The 16,110-nt window shown below is 34.9% G+C and carries 19 protein-coding genes; all 19 read left to right on the top strand.

Annotated features, from left to right (window positions below; all coding sequences use genetic code 11):
- The first annotated feature begins 13 nt into the window (after positions 1–13).
- The 19 genes from atpE to GFU89_RS02255 all read left to right on the top strand — a co-directional run bounded on the left by atpE (position 14) and on the right by GFU89_RS02255 (position 15,997).
- Positions 14–208 carry an ATP synthase F0 subunit C gene (gene atpE / locus GFU89_RS02165; RefSeq protein WP_002979108.1) on the top strand — a complete coding sequence of 65 codons (195 nt, stop codon included), beginning with the start codon at positions 14–16 and terminating at the stop codon, positions 206–208.
- An 82-nt stretch (positions 209–290) separates the two neighbouring features.
- Positions 291–788 carry a F0F1 ATP synthase subunit B gene (locus tag GFU89_RS02170; protein ID WP_077416951.1) on the top strand — a complete coding sequence of 166 codons (498 nt, stop codon included), beginning with the start codon at positions 291–293 and terminating at the stop codon, positions 786–788.
- A 2-nt stretch (positions 789–790) separates the two neighbouring features.
- Positions 791–1,330 (top strand): ATP synthase F1 subunit delta, encoded by a 540-nt coding sequence (gene atpH, locus GFU89_RS02175; RefSeq protein WP_105682137.1) that lies wholly within the window; start codon positions 791–793, stop codon positions 1,328–1,330.
- 16 nt (positions 1,331–1,346) lie between these two features.
- Positions 1,347–2,924 (top strand): F0F1 ATP synthase subunit alpha, encoded by a 1,578-nt coding sequence (gene atpA, locus GFU89_RS02180; RefSeq protein ID WP_318845574.1) that lies wholly within the window; start codon positions 1,347–1,349, stop codon positions 2,922–2,924.
- 86 nt (positions 2,925–3,010) lie between these two features.
- Entirely contained in the window at positions 3,011–3,874 is an 864-nt protein-coding gene (gene atpG / locus GFU89_RS02185; protein WP_318845575.1) for an ATP synthase F1 subunit gamma, read from the top strand.
- Between the two features lie 269 nt (positions 3,875–4,143).
- Positions 4,144–5,502, top strand: coding sequence for a hemolysin family protein (locus GFU89_RS02190; RefSeq protein WP_318845576.1), 1,359 nt, complete (start codon positions 4,144–4,146; stop codon positions 5,500–5,502).
- Positions 5,503–5,512: 10 nt separating this feature from the next.
- Positions 5,513–5,818, top strand: a complete 306-nt coding sequence (locus tag GFU89_RS02195; RefSeq protein WP_318845577.1) for an ATP-dependent Clp protease adaptor ClpS — start codon at positions 5,513–5,515, stop codon at positions 5,816–5,818.
- A 209-nt stretch (positions 5,819–6,027) separates the two neighbouring features.
- Entirely contained in the window at positions 6,028–6,642 is a 615-nt protein-coding gene (gene udk, locus GFU89_RS02200; RefSeq protein ID WP_045497309.1) for a uridine kinase, read from the top strand.
- A gap of 4 nt (positions 6,643–6,646) precedes the next feature.
- Entirely contained in the window at positions 6,647–7,003 is a 357-nt protein-coding gene (locus tag GFU89_RS02205) for an FtsB family cell division protein (protein ID WP_318845578.1), read from the top strand.
- 105 nt (positions 7,004–7,108) lie between these two features.
- Positions 7,109–8,272, top strand: coding sequence for a methylmalonyl-CoA mutase family protein (locus GFU89_RS02210; protein WP_318845579.1), 1,164 nt, complete (start codon positions 7,109–7,111; stop codon positions 8,270–8,272).
- A 13-nt stretch (positions 8,273–8,285) separates the two neighbouring features.
- Positions 8,286–8,735 (top strand): hypothetical protein, encoded by a 450-nt coding sequence (locus tag GFU89_RS02215; protein WP_318845580.1) that lies wholly within the window; start codon positions 8,286–8,288, stop codon positions 8,733–8,735.
- Positions 8,736–8,744: 9 nt separating this feature from the next.
- Complete coding sequence (locus GFU89_RS02220) at positions 8,745–9,185, top strand: DinB family protein (RefSeq protein WP_318845581.1); 441 nt, start codon at positions 8,745–8,747, stop codon at positions 9,183–9,185.
- Between the two features lie 66 nt (positions 9,186–9,251).
- Complete coding sequence (locus tag GFU89_RS02225) at positions 9,252–9,623, top strand: GxxExxY protein (RefSeq protein ID WP_318845582.1); 372 nt, start codon at positions 9,252–9,254, stop codon at positions 9,621–9,623.
- Between the two features lie 230 nt (positions 9,624–9,853).
- A complete protein-coding gene (locus GFU89_RS02230) occupies positions 9,854–10,999 on the top strand; it encodes a class I SAM-dependent methyltransferase (RefSeq protein ID WP_318845583.1) in 1,146 nt (381 codons plus the stop codon).
- A 138-nt stretch (positions 11,000–11,137) separates the two neighbouring features.
- The gene (locus GFU89_RS02235) at positions 11,138–11,407 is read left to right on the top strand and encodes a hypothetical protein (protein WP_318845584.1); all 270 of its coding nucleotides are present in this window, start codon (positions 11,138–11,140) and stop codon (positions 11,405–11,407) included.
- Positions 11,408–11,564: 157 nt separating this feature from the next.
- Positions 11,565–12,944 (top strand): dipeptidase, encoded by a 1,380-nt coding sequence (locus tag GFU89_RS02240; RefSeq protein WP_318845585.1) that lies wholly within the window; start codon positions 11,565–11,567, stop codon positions 12,942–12,944.
- Positions 12,945–13,154: 210 nt separating this feature from the next.
- Positions 13,155–14,075: a T9SS type A sorting domain-containing protein gene (locus tag GFU89_RS02245; RefSeq protein ID WP_318845586.1), complete on the top strand. Its 921-nt coding sequence runs from the start codon at positions 13,155–13,157 to the stop codon at positions 14,073–14,075.
- A 210-nt stretch (positions 14,076–14,285) separates the two neighbouring features.
- Positions 14,286–15,209: a T9SS type A sorting domain-containing protein gene (locus GFU89_RS02250; protein ID WP_318845587.1), complete on the top strand. Its 924-nt coding sequence runs from the start codon at positions 14,286–14,288 to the stop codon at positions 15,207–15,209.
- An 80-nt stretch (positions 15,210–15,289) separates the two neighbouring features.
- Positions 15,290–15,997 carry an SDR family oxidoreductase gene (locus tag GFU89_RS02255; RefSeq protein WP_318845588.1) on the top strand — a complete coding sequence of 236 codons (708 nt, stop codon included), beginning with the start codon at positions 15,290–15,292 and terminating at the stop codon, positions 15,995–15,997.
- Positions 15,998–16,110: the final 113 nt, after the last annotated feature.

Here is a 16,110-nt window from a genome sequence, read left to right on the forward strand (position 1 = left end):
AAAATTATATATTATGGAAATCCCTAAAATTGTAGGTGCTGGTATCGTAGTACTAGGTGTAGGTATCGGTCTTGGTAAAATCGGAGCTGCTGCTCTTGAAGCTATCGCTAGACAACCTGAGCAATCTGGAAAAATCCAAACTGCGATGCTTATCGCAGCTGCACTTGTAGAAGGTGTTGCATTTGCTGCTCTATTCGCAGTAAACTAATTAAAATCAGACCATTATCTGTGACGGTTGGTTACAGGTAATGGTTCTTTAAAAAAGTAATAATTATTTATACATTTATATAATGGAATTAATTCATCAGTTTTCGTCAGGATTATTTATTATCCAGTCTGTTATTTTTCTAGCATTATTATTTTTGTTAGGTAAATTCGCTTGGAAACCTATTTTAACGTCTATCAATGACAGAGAAACATCTATCGTTGACGCTCTTAATCAAGCTAAATTAGCTAGAAAAGAAATGGAAACTTTAAAAGAGGATAACGAAAGAATCATTCGTGAAGCTAAAATAGAAAGAGATGCTATCCTTAAAGAAGCTAGAGAAATTAAAGACAGAATCGTAGGGGAAGCTAAAGATGTTGCTAAAACGGAAGGAGACAGAATGATCGAAGCTGCTAAACAGACTATCAATGCTGAGAAAAATGCTGCTATGGCAGATATCAAAACTCAAATTGGTACTTTATCTGTGAACATTGCTGAGTCTATCTTGAAACAAAAATTAGACAACAGCGAAGCTCAAAACGAATTAGTTCAAAATTATTTAAACAAATCAAACCTTAACTAAGAATGCTTACATCTAAAGTAGCTAAAAGATACGCACAAGGTTTACTTGATTTTACAAACGAATCAGGTCAAACGGCTACTGTATTTTCTGAAATGAAAGATGTAGTAAAGATCATGAAAGAGTCAGCGGACTTAAATAAATTCTTCATGACTCCTTATATCGATTCTAAAAAGAAAATAGAAGTAGCAAACGAAATTTTCAAAGGTTTATCTGTCTCTTCTCAAAATCTTATCAGATTGGTGATTAAGCACGGACGTGAAACCCAATTGAAAAATATCGCTCAGGAATTCATCAACAAAGTAGAAGACCTTAGCGGTGTACAGAGAGTAACACTTACTACAGCAACTCCTCTTTCAAAAGAGAACCTTGATCAGATTTTAAGATCTACAAATCTTGTAAACGCTGATTCAAACTTTGATCTGAAAGTAAATGTGAAACCTGAAATTCTTGGAGGATATGTTCTAAGAGTAGGTGACCAGCAGGTAGACGCGTCTGTGAAGACAAAATTGAACCAAGTTAAAAAAGATTTCCAATTAAATTAAGAAAAACAACCATACAATGGCAGAAATAAATCCGGCAGAAGTATCTGCGATCTTAAAACAGCAATTGGCCAACTTCGATACTCAATCCAACGTTGAGGAAGTAGGTACAGTTTTAACCATCGGTGATGGTATTGCTCGTGTATACGGGTTAGAAAACGTACAATACGGAGAGTTGGTGAAATTTTCTAGTGATGTAGAAGGTATTGTACTTAACCTTGAAGAAGACAACGTAGGTGTTGCTTTACTTGGTGAAAGTAAATTAGTAAAAGAAGGTGATACAGTAAGAAGAACAAACAGAATCTCTTCTATCAAAGTAGGAGAAGGTATGTTAGGAAGAGTAGTAGATACTCTTGGTAACCCTATCGATGGTAAAGGTCCTATTACTGGGGATTTATACGAAATGCCATTAGAAAGAAAAGCTCCTGGAGTTATCTTCAGACAGCCGGTAACTGAACCTTTACAGTCAGGTATCGTTGCAATTGATGCGATGATTCCTGTAGGAAGAGGACAGAGAGAGCTTATCATTGGTGACAGACAGACAGGTAAAACTACTGTTGCAATTGATACGATCATTAACCAAAGAGAATTTTTTGATGCAGGTAATCCTGTATATTGTATATATGTTGCAATTGGTCAGAAAGCTTCTACAGTAGCACAAATCGTTAAAACACTTTCTGATAAAGGAGCTTTAGCATATACTGTAATCGTTGCGGCTAATGCATCAGATCCAGTTCCAATGCAGGTATATTCTGCAATGGCAGGAGCTTCTATCGGTGAGTTCTTCAGAGACACTGGTAGACCAGCTTTGATCGTTTATGATGATTTATCTAAACAAGCTGTTGCTTACCGTGAGCTTTCTCTACTATTGAGAAGACCACCGGGCCGTGAAGCTTATCCTGGAGACGTTTTCTATCTTCACTCAAGATTATTGGAAAGAGCTGCAAAAGTTATCGCTGATGATAATATTGCTAGCCAGATGAATGATTTACCTGAGTCTTTAAGACCAATCGTAAAAGGAGGAGGTTCATTAACGGCACTTCCAATTATCGAAACTCAGGCTGGTGACGTTTCTGCATATATTCCTACCAACGTAATCTCTATTACAGACGGACAGATCTTCTTGGAGTCTGATCTATTCAACTCAGGGGTTCGTCCTGCGATCAACGTAGGTATCTCTGTATCCAGAGTAGGAGGTAATGCTCAGATCAAATCAATGAAAAAAGTTTCTGGTACATTGAAGTTAGACCAGGCTCAATATAAAGAACTTGAAGCGTTTGCTAAGTTTGGTTCTGACCTTGATGCTTCTACTTTAGCAGTTATTTCTAAAGGAGAAAGAAACGTAGAGATCCTTAAGCAGCCGGTAAATGCACCACTTCCTGTAGACAGTCAGGTAGCAATCGTATATGCTGGAACAGAAAACTTAATGAGAAACGTTCCTATCAGAAAGATCAAAGAATTCCAACATGAGTACATCGAATTCCTAAGATCTAAGCACCCTGATACGATGGCAGCTATTAAAGCAGGTAAAATCGATAACGATATTACAGCAGTTCTTAAGCAGGCAGCTAACGATTTAGCTTCTAAATATAACTAAAAATTAGTTGATGATTGTTGGTTGATAGTTGACAGAAATATCTAAAACTAGCAGCCAACAACCGACAACCAACAACTAAACCCAATATGGCAAACTTAAAAGAAATACGAGGCAGAATTACGTCAATTTCATCTACGATGCAGATTACACGTGCTATGAAAATGGTTTCGGCAGCGAAACTTAAAAAAGCACAGGATGCAATCGTAATGTTAAGACCTTATTCTGAAAAATTACAGGAGCTTATCCAGAATGTAAATTCTAGCTCAGATCCTGATCAGATTTCTGTATATGCTCAGAAAAGAGAGGTTAAAAGAATACTATTTATCGCTGTTACTTCAAACAGAGGTCTTGCAGGAGCTTTTAACTCTTCTATCGTAAAAGAGCTTAACCTTCAGTTCCAGAACAATTCTCAATACGAGATTGAAGTTCTGCCGGTAGGTAAAAAAGTATATGATGCTGTAAGAAGAAACCGTTCTGTATATGCTAACGGAAGCTCTGTTTATGATAACCTTAACTTTGATGCAGTTGCTCATATCACTGAAGGTGTAATGACAAGTTTCAGAGAAGGGAAATTTGACGAAGTATATGTTATTTATAACAAATTCGTGAATGCAGCAACTCAGGAAGTAACTACAGAAAAACTTCTTCCGATTTCAATGCCTGAAAATACTGAACCACAGGTTGAAACAGATTATATTTTTGAACCTAACAGAGCTGAGATCCTGGATAATTTGATTCCAAAATCGATCAAAACTCAGGTTTTCAAATCAATCCTGGATTCAGTAGCATCTGAGCACGGAGCGAGAATGACTGCAATGCACAAAGCTACAGATAATGCAGAAGCGTTGAGAAATGATCTGAAGATCTTCTACAACAAAGCAAGACAGGCTGCAATTACCAACGAAATTTTGGAAATTGTTTCCGGAGCAGAAGCTTTGAAAAATTCATAAAGAATTACTTTAAGATACATCCAAAAGCACCGAAATTTTCGGTGCTTTTTTGTTGATATAAGGCTGATAATGTTATTTACTACCCAAAAAGCCTTTCTTTTGCTGAGAAATGAATGTGTCCTTCACTTATTTTTTTTATTGGGAAATTACGATATCCTATCACTTCATTTTTTCTTAAAAAAAATCCTCAATCAAAATTATCTATCCCGGATTCAGGTTATTTTTATTTTACATATCTTTGTACCTAATAAAATTTATACAACCTCTAAATGGACTCGGACATAGTCAGGCTTTTGCTGGCCTTATTTCTTGTTTTACTAAATGGCTTCTTCGTAGCCGCAGAATTTTCAATTGTTAAAGTTCGTTACTCACAGATTCAGTTAAAAGCCGCAGAAGGCAATTCTATGGCTAAACAGGCAGAACATATCATCAAACATCTTGATGAATATCTTTCCGCTACACAATTAGGAATTACTTTGGCATCCCTTGCCCTTGGTTGGGTAGGAGAAAGTGCCCTGCATCATGTAGTTGAAAATACTTTCCACTCATTGAATATAGACTTGACTCAGACAACGATTACTACAATTTCAGTAGTAACAAGTTTTGTGTTAATCACTATTATGCACATCGTATTTGGTGAGCTTATCCCAAAATCAATTGCCATCAGAAAATCTGAAGCAACTACAATGGCAACTGCCGTTCCGCTGAGGGTTTTTTATACAGTTTTTAAACCGTTTATCTGGTTGATGAACTCAATGTCAAATGGTTTCCTTAGATTGGTTAAAATTCACCCGGCTTCCGAGCAGGAAATTCACTCTACTGAAGAACTTCAGCTTTTGGTAAAACAAAGTGCAGACAGCGGAGAGATTGAAGAAGAAAACTATGAGATCATCAAAAATGCATTTGACTTTACAGATCATTCTGCTAAACAGATCATGGTTCCAAGGCAAAATATTACTTCTATCGATTTTGAAGAAGATGTTAATGATATTATCAATAAGATTATGGATAGCGGGTATTCCCGTATTCCTGTATATATTGACTCCATTGACAATATTATCGGGATTTTCTATACAAAAGAAATCATCAGAGAATTTGTCAAAAGAAAAGGAAATCTGGATCATGAAGACCTTAAAGATTTAATGCGTGATGCCTTTTTTGTAGTAGAAAGTAAAAAAGTATCAGACTTACTGAAAACATTCCAGCTTAAAAAGCAGCATATCGCTATCGTTATTGATGAGTTTGGTGGAACTGAAGGAATTATCACATTAGAAGATATTCTGGAAGAGCTGGTAGGGGAAATTCAGGATGAAGAAGATGATGAAGAAAAAATAGTTGATAAAATTTCAGACAATACCTATTGGGTGCAGGCTACACAGCCTTTGGATGAGATCAATGAATTCCTGCCTAAAAGACTTCCACTTTCAGAAGAAAGTGAGTACAATTCATTAGCTGGATTTATTCTTTATGAGCTGGAAGACATTCCGGAAGAAAATCAGGAGTTTGAACTAGAGGACTATCAGTTCAAAATTCTGAAAATGAATAATAAAAGTGTAGAACTTGTAGAGCTGGTCTATCAGGAACCCAATGCTATAGATCATTTGGCAGATAAAATTGGAGAAGTTTAAAACAGTTAGGATGAATTTTTATAACAGCATAAAAGATTACGAAGACCCAAAACGCCAGTATGAGGAAGAAGTCCTCGTTATGGATGATACGGATGAAGTCTACAAACTGGTACTGCATAATGACGATACTCATACATTTGATTACGTAATAGACTGCCTGATCGAAATTTGCAAACATACCCTGGAACAGGCTGAGCAATGTACGATCCTTGTTCACTACAAGGGCAAATGTACCGTAAAAACAGGCTCAATGGATGTTTTGAAGCCTATGCATGAAAAATTAATTTCGCGCGAATTAACAAGCGAAATCGTATAAAATAAAAAACCGGCAATAAATTTGCCGGTTTTTTTATTAAATCCGAAGAGGAAAGTTCAGGAATAACAATAAATAGCAAAGACTGGCAGGCTTCCACAGGATCTTTTAATTTTTAAATGCTTTAATCTTTTAATTTCTCAATACTCTTACATTGTCATATTTTATCTAAAAGAGTATATTTGTACCAACTATAAAGAAACAAAAAAATAATGCTTGTAATAGGAATTGCCGGTGGTACAGGATCCGGCAAAACTACAGTTGTTGACAAGATACTTCAGCAGCTTGATATTGAGGGAATGAATATCCTTTCTCAGGATAATTATTATCACGACAACCAAGGTCTTACATTGACGGAAAGAGAAGCTCTGAATTATGACCATCCCAAGTCGATAGATTTTGAATTATTAATAAAACATGTGAAAGCTTTAAAGAATAATGAGCCTATTGAACAGCCCATTTACAGCTTTGTCACTCATTCCAGAACAGGAGATCATGTCACTGTAGAACCTAAAAATGTATTGGTAGTAGAAGGAATTCTGGTTCTTACCAACAAAGAATTACTGAAAGAATTTGATTTGAAGGTATTCGTTCACGCAGATTCTGACGAAAGGCTGATCAGGAGGATCAGGAGAGATACTCAGGAAAGAGGAAGAGATCTGAGCGAGGTATTACACCGTTATCAGACTACATTGAAACCAATGCACCAGGAATTCATAGAGCCTTCTAAAAATGATGCCGATCTTATTATCCCAAATATGAAGCAGAATTCCGTAGCGATTGATTTTTTAACTACTGTTATTAAAAACTCGTTGAAAAAACATTAAAAAAATGGAAGAAAACAATCTTATCAAAGACATTCAGCCGAAATCTGAAACATTCAAACTTATACAGAAATATGTTTTGAATAAGTATACCATTACGATCTGTATGTTTTTGGTATGGATGGTTTTTTTCGATAAAACTTCATTTCTTGTAATTAATGAACTGAATGGTGAGATCAAAAAATATGAAGAGCAGCTAGACTTTTACAAAAAAGAATACGAAAAAAATGATGCTTTTTATAAAAAACTAATGAACAACAAGTCAGAGAAAGAAAAATACGCAAGAGAAAATTATTTTATGAAAAAACCGAATGAAGAGATCTTCATTTTGGTGGTAGACAGCACAAAAGTTGCTAAAAAATAATAAAAGTTGAATAGAATGACGTTAATGATGAAAGGAATTTTTAGTTTTTAAAAATTCACTTGCGAAGCAGAATTCACCATTGACCATTCACAAATAAAAAAACTAATGTCAAATACAGATATATTTTCAAACTGGGAAAATTTAGTCAAAAAACAGCTTAAAACAGAGGATATTTACCCTGTTTTAGAAAAGCCGAATTTGGAAGGAATAGAGGTGAAGCCTTTTTACACAGAAGTTCAGAAACCTTTGGTAAATCTGCCCAGAGTTGAAGAAAGTACCCATTTGGTAGCAAGATACCATGAAAGTTTAGAAGAAGAAGTATTTGCATTTGTCCTTGATCATAATGTAGAAAATCTTGATCAGAAAACTATTTTTGTCAACAACAAAGAACTCGCAGGACACATCAGTCCTAAAGAAGAAGACCAGTATTTTTCATTGATTGATATTTTTAATGAAAAAGAAGGAAGTATAGACGACCAGCTGGCAAAAGAATTACTGGCAAAAGACTTTAAAAGAAGTATTTGTGTAGATATTTCACTGCACCAGAATGCAGGAGCAGCTATTTATCAACAGCTTGGTATTGCATTGGCAAAAGCTAAGGAATTGATAGAGGTCTATGGTGCTGAAATTTTAAATAAACTCATCTTCAGAATAGCGGTAGGAGGAAATTATTTCTTTGAAATGGCAAAACTGAGAGCCTTTAAAATCGTTTTCAACCAGCTTTCCAAGGAATATGGGATGGATGAAGTTCCATACATCTTTGCAGAGACTTCACTGAGAAATAAAGCCGTTTCTGACAATGAAAACAACCTGATCCGCTCTACACTAGAGCTTGCTTCAGCAATGATTGGTGGAGCAGATGCTGTTTTTACCAATAATTATCTGGTAAGCAGAAGTACTGATAATTCAGAAGAGATTTCTTTCAAACAGCAGATCGTGCTGGCTTACGAAAGTATCATCAATGTATTTGAAGACGCTTCCAACGGAAGTTATTATATTGAAGATATTACGAAGCAGTTTGCAGAAAAATCATGGGCTTTATTTGTTGAAATCGAAGAAGCAGGAGGTTACCTTGAATTGTTAAAACAAGGCGTTGTTCAGAAAAAGATCTATGATCATGCGGTTGAAGAACAGCAATGGATTGAAGAAGGGAAAATAAAACTGATCGGAGTGAATTTATACCCTAAATTAGACGTTAAAAAGTCTATTGGAGATCTTTACAACGAAAAAGAAATAAAAGCCGTTCGTTGGGCTGAAATGTTTGAGTAAAACTAATTATACTGTGAAAAAAAGTATCTTACTTATCTTTTTGCTGTTTTTCGGCTTATGCTTTTCACAAACAGAAAAGGATCTGTATGGAAAATGGGGTGGAACGGATGCTGGAAGTTATGGATCGTTTACCTTTTTTCCCGATGGTTATGCAAAAGTTGAGTTCAACGGATTGAATGTTGACGGAAGAAACTATGAAATACCCGACGGTCCCAATAAAGGTAAAATAGGACATGTAAAATATACGGCTGACTTTTCAAAAAACATTATTAAATTCAGCTTAATTGCTTCATACAATGATTTTAATAATAAACTTGAAGAAAGTAAATTTTTAGGCGGACTTATTAAATTTATTAATGAAAATGAATTTTTGTTGTTCCTCGACTTTGAAAATAAAAACCCGGCAGATATAGATCCCACGTCCCCAAATGTAATGACGATGCATAAAGAATCAAGCTTATAATTCCTGGTAATGAAAGAAAAACTGATTGATTTATTTGAGTACACCAATCATTTCAACCTTGAGATGATTAAAGTTATTTCTGAAAACAGAGAACTTGTCGACGATAAAACCATCAGTTTGATGAATCATACCCTTAATGCACAACAGATCTGGAATGCCAGAATACTAGGAGAAACAACTTTTGAAGTCTGGCAGATCAATCCTTTTGAATCCCTTATAGAGATTAATCATAAGAATTTTCTTAAAAGCATTGACATTATCAGTAATCTTGATTTTGATAAAAGGATAGAATATCAGAATTCAAGAGGAACAAAGTTTGAAAACAGTATTTTTGAAATGCTTTTTCATGCAGTTAATCATTCTACCTATCATAGAGGGCAAATCAATGCTCTGCTTAAGCAAAACGGTATAACTCCTATATTGACGGATTATATTTTTTACAAAAGATAATTTGATTACGTGATCATTTTCAAATAAGATTTTGTGTAGATTTATGAAACACAAAATACAAATGTTATGAAAGAAAATGAGATAAGTTTTTATATCAGAAAATCTATTTTTTCTGTGTATAATGAGCTTGGACCAGGTTTATTGGAAAAAGTTTTAGCGTTTGAGTTAGAAAATAATGGCTTAAGTGTTAAAACGCAAGTTCCAATTCCAATAAATTTCAAAGGGATTCTTATTGATTCAAGCTTTATTGCAGATATAATTGTTGAAGATAAAATTATCATAGAAGTGAAAGCCGTAACGGAAATAGCAAATATTCATCATCAACAGGTATTAACCTATCTAAAGTTAACAGGATTGAAACTAGGAATTTTGGTTAACTTTAATACTGATTATATTAGCAAAAGTATTTTTCGGAAAGTAAGAGGGAATTTAGATTAGTATTCTAAAATTGACCACGGATGACACAGATTTTCACAGATGATTGCACGTATTTTTCTAATAGTTAATAATAAAACTACTAACACTATATCTGCATTGGAATATGGAAAAAAATAAAATATAAACATCTGTGAAAATCTGTGTCATCTGTGGTTTAAAATAGAACTGAATAGAATTTAAATAGAATAATACACAATAAACATAAACATCTGTGAAAATCCGTATCATCTGTGGTTAAATTAATAGACAAAGACATTCAAAACTATATCAATGCAAATCTGAATGCAGATCTGCACACATTACTGTTGAAGAAATCTCCCTTTCCGGATGTTTCTATGCAGGAAATTGTACAGCAGATCAAAGGAAAACAGGTTGCTGAAAGAAAATTTCCTTTTCTCTTGAAAGAAGGAATCATTTTTCCACCACAACTTAATCTGGAGCAGTCATCATCAGAAAAAACCGCCCTTTATAAATCCAAAATCTTGAAGGGAAATACATTTATTGACCTCACGAGCGGTTTTGGTATTGATGCCTATTATCTGTCTCAAAACTTTGATCATGTTACTTTGGTAGAGCAGAATACAGAGCTTTTAGAAATTGTTGAGCACAACTGGAATACCTTAGGGCGCAAGGCGAGATTTATTAATCTTAAACTTGAAGATTTTCTAACTGAAAATCAGGAACATTTTGATGTTATTTACCTTGATCCTGCCAGAAGAAATCAGCAAAAAAATAAAGTCTTTCTTTTAGAAGACCTGTCTCCCGATATTCTCGAAATTCAGGGAAAATTACGGTCTATTTCCGATCAGGTAGTCATTAAACTCTCTCCGCTCATTGATCTTAAATATCTTGTGTCAGTACTTTCAGGTATTTCAAGGATAGAGATCATTGCGCTGAGAAATGATGTAAAAGAAGTTGTTATCTTTCTATCCAATGAAAATACAGATGAGATTATGTGCAGCTGTGTGAACCTTGAGAGTGGAGAATCTGCCTTTACCTTCAAATTTGGAGAAGAAGAAAATGCAGAATCTGAATATTCTGAGCCTGAAAAATACATTTATATCCCGAATAATTCTATTTTAAAAGCAGGAGTCTTTAATTTGATTTCACAAAAATTCGGATTGAAAAAGCTGCATCCTAACAGTCATTTTTATACCTCCAATGAAAAGAATGAAGACTTTCCTGGGAGAATTTTAGAGATGGAATCTGTTGATTCTAAAAATATTAAGAAAAAAGAACAGTTTAATATCATTTCAAAAAATTACCCTTTAAAACCTGAAGAAATCAAGAAAAAGTATGGGTTGAAAGATGGGGGAGATCATTACCTTATTTTTACACAATCCAAAAAAGGGAAAATAATATTAAAATCAGTATAAAAATGTTGCCGAAAAAAGCAGGATTTCTTACTTTTGGGCAATCAAAAATTTAAACATGAAATCGCCCGCTGTTTGGATACATCAGAATAGGCTAAAATAGTGCGGTTTCATATGATCTTAAAAAAAATAATTTTACATATGAAAAAATTAGTTATATGTTTAGCGATTGCAACAGTAGCGGTAAGTTGTAAAAAAGTACCAGCTGGTGGAAACAAAGGGACTTTGAAATTGGAAGAAGGAGTAGACAGATATTCTGATGCTGAACAGGGAGAAGGACACGCACATGCAGCTGCTGCAGAGCATAAGGGAGAAGTTGCTGCAAAACCGGAAGCTGTAGCTCCTAAAACAGACAGTACTGCTGCTGCAAAACCTGCTGAAGCTGAAAAGGCTCCAAAAGCTGAACACTAATTAGAAGTACAAAATATACAAGTGCCCTGTTTTTGCAGGGCATTTTTTATTAAAAAAGATAGCTATAAGGCTCATTAACATAAGGTTTGGAAAATCCTGCCTTTTTGTTTGTCCCTGCCATGCATTTTTTTTAATTTTAACAAAATAAATTTTTACAATGCAAGAGACATTAAATTACATTAACGAAAACAAACAGCGTTTCGTGGATGAATTATTTGAGTTATTGAGAATTCCTTCTATTTCTGCAGATCCGGCGTATAAAGATGACGTTTTGAAATGTGCAGATGTAGTGGCGGCACACCTTAAAAATGCAGGAGCTGATAATGTTGAAGTTTGCCAGACTAAGGGCTATCCAATTGTTTTTGGGGAAAAGATTTTAGATAAAAATTTACCTACGGTATTGGTGTATGGACATTATGATGTTCAGCCGGCAGATCCATTGGAATTATGGACAAAACCACCTTTTGAACCCTATATTGAGAAAACTGAACTGCACCCTGAAGGAGCAATTTTTGCAAGAGGTTCTGCGGATGACAAAGGTCAGTTCTTTATGCACCTGAAAGCTTTCGAAGCTATGATGAAGACCAATGCTCTTCCTTGCAACGTTAAATTTATCTTGGAAGGAGAAGAAGAAGTAGGTTCTGTAAGCTTAGGAGACTGGGTGAACGAAAATAAAGAGAAATTAACTTGCGACTGTATCTTAATTTCCGATACTCATATTTACAGCAACGAACAGCCAACTGTTACAACAGGATTAAGAGGTTTAAGTTATGTAGAAGTAGAAGTGGAAGGTCCAAACAGAGACTTACACTCCGGTCTTTATGGTGGGGCAGTTCCCAACCCTATTCACGTTCTTTCAAGAATGATCGCTAATCTGATTGATGAAAATGGTCATATTACAATTGATGGGTTCTATGACAACGTAGAAACCGTTTCAGATGCAGACAGAGCTGATATGAACAAATTGAAAGACAATCCTGAAGAATTCAAAAAATCAATCGGATTAAGTAATATAGAAGGTGAAAAAGGATATACAACGTTAGAAAGAACATCTATTCGTCCTACTTTAGACTGCAACGGAATTTGGGGTGGTTATACCGGAGAAGGTGCAAAAACAGTAATTCCTTCCAAAGCTTTTGCTAAAATTTCAATGCGTTTGGTTCCTTACCAGACTCCTCAGGAAATCACGGAAAAATTCACGAAATATTTTGAAAAAATCGCTCCGGATACCGTGAAAATTAAAGTAACGCCTCACCACGGAGGTATGCCTTACGTTTTACCAACAGATACCAAAGAATTTGCAGCGGCAAAACAGGCAATGGAATCTGCATTCGGAAAAGAAGTTCTTCCATACAGAGGAGGAGGAAGTATTCCAATTACAGCGATGTTTGAGCAGGTTTTAGGAGCTAAGTCAGTTTTGATGGGCTTCGGGTTGGATTCTGACGCAATCCACTCTCCAAACGAGCACTATGGATTATTTAATTTCTATAAAGGAATTGAAAGTATTCCGTTGTTCTTTGAAAATTATTCAAAGTAATTCAACGAAAATAAGATAGGGTAAGGTATTTCTGGAAAGAGATACCTTATTTTTTTGCTCTGAATTGAGCTATGACGTCCGTTTAGAAAGACGTTTTTACTGAGTTTAAAAATTAAATTCACTGAAAACAAAAGCGTTATTTTTTATTTGCAATAAGTTATTTCACCATTCGTTGAAAGTTTATATTTTTAATACAAAACTTGATTTACTATGAAAAAATACTACTCAATTGCATTTTTACTATTATCAGCATACGTTTTTGCACAGCAGGCTGTATCCTTTGAATTCAATGAAGGATTCAATGTTGGAAATATCCACGGCCAGGCGGGGTGGATCAGTACTCCCACAGGAGGAGTTCCTGCAAATGTAACCCACCAGACCATCAGTGTAGATAAAGCCAGTGATGGGAGCAGTTCTCTCAAAATTGTCAAAGAATCGACCTACGGAACCCAGTCTGATCCTATTATAGGAGGGTTTTATAACTTGTCAGCTCCTCTGGCTTACAATAACTTTTCTGTGTCATTTGATATCAATATATCGCAGCTCAATGGCTCTGATTTTGGTTTTCAGGGAGTGAATAATGTTGACGATCAGTTTGTTGTGAGATTAGATTTTGATAAAACCGGACTGTTCAAGATTCTGAACACAGTATCAGGTATACCGGATTTGATTTCCATACCTTCAGCATGGCTCCCTAATATCTGGTATAGAGTGAAAGTCATAGGAACTGGCACAGATATCAGATACTATCTTAATAATCATCTTATTTACACAGGCACAGCCGCTGGTTCAATGAATATAGATCAGCTGCGCTTTGTACATAATAATGCGTTAGGTTCAGCTTATATTGATAATATTAAAGTGAATAGTGAACTGTTGTCATTGGGAGTTGAAGATTCTAGGGCGGCTACCAAACAAGTTTCAATTTACCCTAATCCTGCCACTGATTTTATACATATTAATTCTCTAGGTACAGTAAAAAGTATTGAAATCTATGACGAGGCAGGAAAGCTGATAAAAACTGAAAAGAATAATAACAGAATGGATGTAAAAGGGCTGTCTGCAGGTGTATATATGATTAATATCAAAACTGAAGGAAGGAATTTCACAGAAAAAGTAATCATCAGATAAATTATTCATTAATTCTGAGAACCTGTGTTCTTTGTAGCCTGCGACTGTATTTATGGATGATTTTTTTGAAATGATGCTTTTTTTTAGGTTTAATATCTTTATTTTTTTAGGTTGAATTATATTATGTTAATTAATTATTAGGTTTAAAATATTCGTTGATTTTGTCTTTTTGATTAAAATACATATATTTGCTCAAAACTAAAAAATATCATGAAGAAACTTTATATTTTCGCAATTTCGTTAATTTCTATATCGTCTTTTGCTCAGCAGACCATCTCTTTTGAAGCTAGTGAAGGTTTTACAACAGGAAATATTAATGGACAGCAGGGTTGGATTAGTACAAGTAATGGAGCGACACCACCAGTATATTTGACAAGCCAATTGGTATCAGCTGAAATGGCAAGCCAGGGTTCAAATAGTTTAAAAATTACACCGGATCTGCCTTATGGCCCACAGCAAAGCCCTGTAATGGGTGGTTTCTATACCTTTACTACACCATTAACATATAATAGCTTCACACAATCATTTGATGTAAGACTTACCCAAAAAAGTTCATCAAGCTCAGATTTTGTGTTCAGAACAGTGAGTACAACTGGTGCTGGAGGGATTGTTACTTATATTGATTTTTCCTACGACGGGAAAATTTTAATTGCAACGGCCGGTTCAAATAATTTAGTAGATACCAACCAAACCTGGAATGCCAATACATGGTACAGAGTAAAAATAGTGTCTACGGCTACAGGAATCCAATATTTCCTGAATGATGCTCTTATCTATACAGGACAGCCATTCAGTAACAACAATATTAACAGGATGGATTTTGTGCATGATAATTATGGAGGTTCTGCTTATATTGATAATATCAAAATCAATAATGAAGCATCACTATCTACAAGAGACGCCGTTAAAAACGATGTGAAACTATCCATCTATCCAAACCCTGCTACTGAAGTGATAAAAATAACAACTCCTGGCAAGATAAAACATGTGGAAGTATATGATATGTCAGGGAAAAGAGTGGAGGTAACATTGAGTGGAGACCAGGTGAATGTAAGAAACTTATCTTCCGGAGCCTATTTACTGAATGTAGAAACAGAGGGAAAAAACTTCACAGAGAAATTTATAAAAAAATAATTCCTGATAAATCTTAGTATCAGCAAAACGTTCCAATTGGAGCGTTTTTGTTATTTTAGAGAATTAAAATTTGGGAATCAATGTCAGAGAATAAAACAGCTTATATAACAGGCGGAACCAAAGGTATCGGTTTCGGAATTGCTAAAATTTTACTTGAAAATGGAATCTCAGTAGCATTTTCAGGAAGAAAAAGAGAAGATGTCATGAAGGCGGAAGAAGAACTTAAACAATACTCAGAAAATGTTTTGGGAATTGTTTCTGACGTAAGAAGTCTGGAAAGCGAACAGGAAGCAGTAAAATATACCGTTGAAAAGTTCGGAAGACTGGATTATATCATTGCTAATGCAGGATTGGGAATATTCAAGCCCGTAGACGAACTCACTGCAGAAGAGTGGAATGATATGATAGAAACCAATCTCACAGGTGCTTTCTATACCTTAAAAGCCTCTGTAGAAGAACTGAAGAAGACAGAAGGTTATTATATTACCATCTCAAGTCTCGCAGGAGCCAACTTCTTTGAAAACGGAACAGGATACAATGCTTCAAAATTTGGAGTGGTAGGTTTTACACAGGCTGCGATGATTGATTTAAGGAAATACAATATTAAGTCTACGGTCATTATGCCAGGTTCGGTAGCTACTCATTTTAACGGAAATATTCCGTCAGAAAAAGACAATTGGAAGATTCAGCCTGAAGATATGGGGAATCTTATATTGGATATTTTGAAGATGAATTCAAGAGTTTTGCCAAGTAAAATAGAGTTTAGGGCAACAAAACCAGCGAAGTAACTACATCTAATGTATTGAATAATAATTTAATAAGTATTATGCATGCATAATATATTTTTTATTTATATTAGCAAAAATTAATTCAAACAAAATCTCTGCATAAACTGTCATGA

This window comes from Chryseobacterium sp. JV558, from assembly GCF_033712365.1.
Lineage (GTDB): Bacteria > Bacteroidota > Bacteroidia > Flavobacteriales > Weeksellaceae > Chryseobacterium.

Coding starts and splice junctions, on each gene's coding strand:
- GFU89_RS02205 (WP_318845578.1), top strand. CDS start 6,647: ATGGAAGAAAACAATCTTATCAAAGACATTCAGCCGAAATCTGAAACA.
- GFU89_RS02255 (WP_318845588.1), top strand. CDS start 15,290: ATGTCAGAGAATAAAACAGCTTATATAACAGGCGGAACCAAAGGTATC.
- GFU89_RS02190 (WP_318845576.1), top strand. CDS start 4,144: ATGGACTCGGACATAGTCAGGCTTTTGCTGGCCTTATTTCTTGTTTTA.
- GFU89_RS02235 (WP_318845584.1), top strand. CDS start 11,138: ATGAAAAAATTAGTTATATGTTTAGCGATTGCAACAGTAGCGGTAAGT.
- GFU89_RS02170 (WP_077416951.1), top strand. CDS start 291: ATGGAATTAATTCATCAGTTTTCGTCAGGATTATTTATTATCCAGTCT.
- GFU89_RS02245 (WP_318845586.1), top strand. CDS start 13,155: ATGAAAAAATACTACTCAATTGCATTTTTACTATTATCAGCATACGTT.
- GFU89_RS02210 (WP_318845579.1), top strand. CDS start 7,109: ATGTCAAATACAGATATATTTTCAAACTGGGAAAATTTAGTCAAAAAA.
- GFU89_RS02240 (WP_318845585.1), top strand. CDS start 11,565: ATGCAAGAGACATTAAATTACATTAACGAAAACAAACAGCGTTTCGTG.
- GFU89_RS02195 (WP_318845577.1), top strand. CDS start 5,513: ATGAATTTTTATAACAGCATAAAAGATTACGAAGACCCAAAACGCCAG.
- atpG (WP_318845575.1), top strand. CDS start 3,011: ATGGCAAACTTAAAAGAAATACGAGGCAGAATTACGTCAATTTCATCT.
- GFU89_RS02225 (WP_318845582.1), top strand. CDS start 9,252: ATGAAAGAAAATGAGATAAGTTTTTATATCAGAAAATCTATTTTTTCT.
- GFU89_RS02250 (WP_318845587.1), top strand. CDS start 14,286: ATGAAGAAACTTTATATTTTCGCAATTTCGTTAATTTCTATATCGTCT.
- udk (WP_045497309.1), top strand. CDS start 6,028: ATGCTTGTAATAGGAATTGCCGGTGGTACAGGATCCGGCAAAACTACA.
- atpH (WP_105682137.1), top strand. CDS start 791: ATGCTTACATCTAAAGTAGCTAAAAGATACGCACAAGGTTTACTTGAT.
- GFU89_RS02220 (WP_318845581.1), top strand. CDS start 8,745: ATGAAAGAAAAACTGATTGATTTATTTGAGTACACCAATCATTTCAAC.
- atpE (WP_002979108.1), top strand. CDS start 14: ATGGAAATCCCTAAAATTGTAGGTGCTGGTATCGTAGTACTAGGTGTA.
- atpA (WP_318845574.1), top strand. CDS start 1,347: ATGGCAGAAATAAATCCGGCAGAAGTATCTGCGATCTTAAAACAGCAA.